Consider the following 3,181-nt stretch of genomic DNA (forward strand, 5'->3'; position numbering starts at 1 on the left):
AACGCCGGGCATGACGTTGGGGGACGGACCCCGTTCGCCTCCGGGACGGCAGACGACTGGAGCGACATCATCGACACGAACCTGCGCGCCGCGCTTCGCGTCACGCGCGCCATCCTTCCCGGCATGGTACAGCGCCGCAAAGGCGACATCGTCAACATGGGATCGACATCCGGCATCAAGTCCTACGCCAACATCGCGGCCTATGGTGCGAGTAAAGCCGCGCTGCACATGTTCAGCGACAACATCCGGTCCGAACTGTCGGGCTCAGGCGTACGTGTGATCGAGGTGCAGCCGGGTCCGGTTCGCAGCGGCTTTGCCGAGGCCCGACTTCGCGGCGACGAGACCGCGATCCGGGAATATTGGACCGAGATGAGCGGCGACCTGCCGCTCGAAAGCAGCGACGTGGCGGAGACCGTCGTGTTCGCGTTGACCCGGCCATCCCACGTGACGCTGAGCCAGATCGTGATGCAGCCGTCGAGCAAATGCTGAGCCGCTAGAACAGCGACTCGATCCCCCCGTCAATGCTGAGCGCCTGGCCGGTGATGGTCGCCCCGAAGGGACTTGCCAAGTACAACGCCATGTTGGCGATGTCCTGCTGGGTCACGAAGCAGCGCAGGCTGACGGAGCTTACCGCCATGGCGGTCTGTTCGTTGTTGCCGACCCCGCGGGACTCGGCCTTGGCGGCGATCATGCTGCGGACCCGAGGTCCATCGACCAAGCCCGGCAGCAAGGCGTTGACCCGGATGCCGTCCGGACCGAGTTCCATCGCCAGGGTCCGGGTGAAGCCGATCACGCCCCACTTTGCCGCCGAGTAGGGCGACCGCAGCGGGAATCCGAACTTCCCGGCGGCGGAGCTGAGATTGATGATCGAGCCGCCCCCAGCCTCCCGCAGCAGCGGCACCGCGTGGCGCGCGCAATGAAATTGGCTCGCCAGGCAGATCTGCAGCGTCGCATCCAGCTCCGCCGGCGTCACGGCGTCCACCGATTTGGTCGGCCCGGCGATCCCGGCATTGTTGATCAGCACGTCGAGGCCGCCGAGCGTTTCGGCCGCGGCACCGATGAACCGCTCCAGTGCCGCCGCGTCTCCCGCATCCGCCAGCATGGCCGGATGGGGGCAGTCAGCCAGCGCCGTCTCGTCGATGTCGGAGACGAACGGCTTCGCACCGCACGCGGCGAAGCTGTCCGCGATGACCCGCCCGATGCCCCCGGCTCCGCCCGTGATCGCGACCCGAAGCTTGTCCAGGCGTATGGGAAGGGGTTGCTGTGCGCCTTCGGTCAATATGTGCTCCTATCGCGCTGAGACGCCGGCACCGGCACTGTCCGGAATGGTCAGAGGAACCCCGTCGAGATCCACGGGATCGCGGCGACCACCGCGATGCCGGCAGCCAAGGCGACCAGGTAACCCCAGATGGACCGCATGCCGGCATCCGGGCTGACCTGCGATATCGCGCACGCGGCGTAGTAGCCGACCCCGAAGGGAGGCGCGAAGAGGCCCAGCCCCATCGCCAGCACGACGACGACAGCGTAGTGGACCTCGTTGACGCCGAACTCCCGGGCGATCGGGAACAGCAGCGGCCCGAACAACACGATGGCCGGGATGCCTTCCAGAACGCTGCCGAGGATGACGAAAGCCAGGATCGAGACGAGAAGGAACATTCCTTGGCCGCCGGGCAGGCCTGTCATCGCGGACGCAAGCTCCCGTGAGAACCCGGACTGCGTCAGCGCCCAAGCCATGCCGGTCGCCGTTCCGATGATCAGCAGGATGGCGCCGGACAGGGCGGCCGTGTTCACCAGCGCCGGGCCGATGCGCCGCCAATCCAGGCCGCGGTACACGACGACACCGACGACGAGGCAATACGCGATCCCGATCGTCGACACCTCGGTCGCGGTCGCGGCACCTTCGATGACGGCGGTGCGAATCACGAACGGCAGCACGAGGGCCGGCACGGCGATCACGAGACTGCGCCCGATCTCTCGCCCGCTGGCCCGCGCGGCGCTCGTCACGCCGGCATCGCGATGGCGCCACCAGACCACGATGCAGAGCACGACGGCGAGCAGGGCGCTGGGGAGCAAGCCGCCCGTGAACAGGGCGCTGATCGAGACGTTCGTCACCGAGCCGATCGTGATCAGCACAAGGCTGGGCGGCACGGTTTCCGTCTGCGCTCCCGTCGCAGACAACAGCGCCACCAAGTCGCCGGGCCGGGCTCCACGGCGCCGCATTTCCGGGAACAACACCGGCGCGACCGCCGCCATGTCGGCCGCCTTGGCGCCGGATATCCCACTGACGAGATACATCGCGCCGATGAGCACGTAGCTGAGGCCGCCGCGGAGGTGGCCGATCAGGTTGGCCAGGAAACGCACCATGGCCTGCGCCATCCCGGTCATCTCCAGCAATGCGCCGAGAAACACGAAGAGCGGAATGGCGAGCAGGATGAGCTGCGACATGCCGCCATCCATCCGTCCGATCACGACGCCGAGCGGGAAGCGCGTCGTCAGCGCCAGATAGCCGACAGTGCTGAGGCCGAAGCAGAACGCGATCGGCACGCCGAACAGGACCATCGACGCGACGCCGCCGACGAAGAAGATCAGGAGGTTGTAGTTGCCGAGCTGCTTCAGGATCGGAGCGCCCAGCCACAAGACGCCTGCGACGGCGCCCAGTATGGCAGCAGCGGCCAGGATGACCTTCGTGTGCGTCATGCTGAGCGTCTGCAGCACGATCGTCACCAGCATCAATCCCGCCCCCACCGGCAGAGCCGCGGCACGCCAGGAATCGGGAATGCCCATAGCCGGAGACGTTATGAAGGCTTGTTCTACCGCATACAGGTAGCCCGGACGGAGCACCGCCAGGAGAAAGGCGGCGGCTGCCAGGCCCGCCACGGTATCCAGCAAGGAACGTGGCCCCGGCCGCAGCATGCTGACGAAAGCCGTCATTCGCATGTGCTCGAACCGGCGGGCCGCGATGACGGCTCCCAGCATGGCGAGCCACAAGAACAGGGAGGAGGCGAGCTCGTCGCTCCAGACGAGCGGCGTCTGAAAGACCCCGCGCGACACGATGCCGGTGAAGAGCAGCACGATCTCGACGACGACGAGGGAGGCCGCGAGCGCATCCACCAAACGTCCCAGCGCCATGTCCAACCGAGCGGCAGCGCGCCAGCCGATCGGATGTGAGGAGACTGACGTA

Annotated in this window: 3 protein-coding genes; 1 reads left to right on the plus strand and 2 read right to left on the minus strand. The window is 67.0% G+C overall.

Features of this window, described 5'->3' with window-relative positions:
- Positions 1 to 489 (plus strand): SDR family oxidoreductase (locus tag HUU95_RS12065; RefSeq protein ID WP_174280329.1); only part of this gene is annotated, 489 nt, incomplete at its 5' end.
- Between the two features lie 4 nt (positions 490 to 493).
- On the opposite strand, the gene HUU95_RS12070 is transcribed toward HUU95_RS12065, so the two are convergent.
- Both HUU95_RS12070 and HUU95_RS12075 read right to left on the minus strand, forming a co-directional pair.
- Positions 494 to 1,279 (minus strand): SDR family oxidoreductase, encoded by a 786-nt coding sequence (locus HUU95_RS12070; protein WP_174280330.1) that lies wholly within the window; start codon positions 1,277 to 1,279, stop codon positions 494 to 496.
- A gap of 50 nt (positions 1,280 to 1,329) precedes the next feature.
- Positions 1,330 to 3,181 (minus strand): TRAP transporter large permease (locus HUU95_RS12075; RefSeq protein WP_217429834.1); only part of this gene is annotated, 1,852 nt, incomplete at its 5' end.

The organism is Sphingomonas bacterium (assembly GCF_903643065.1).
Lineage (GTDB): Bacteria > Pseudomonadota > Alphaproteobacteria > Sphingomonadales > Sphingomonadaceae > Sphingomonas.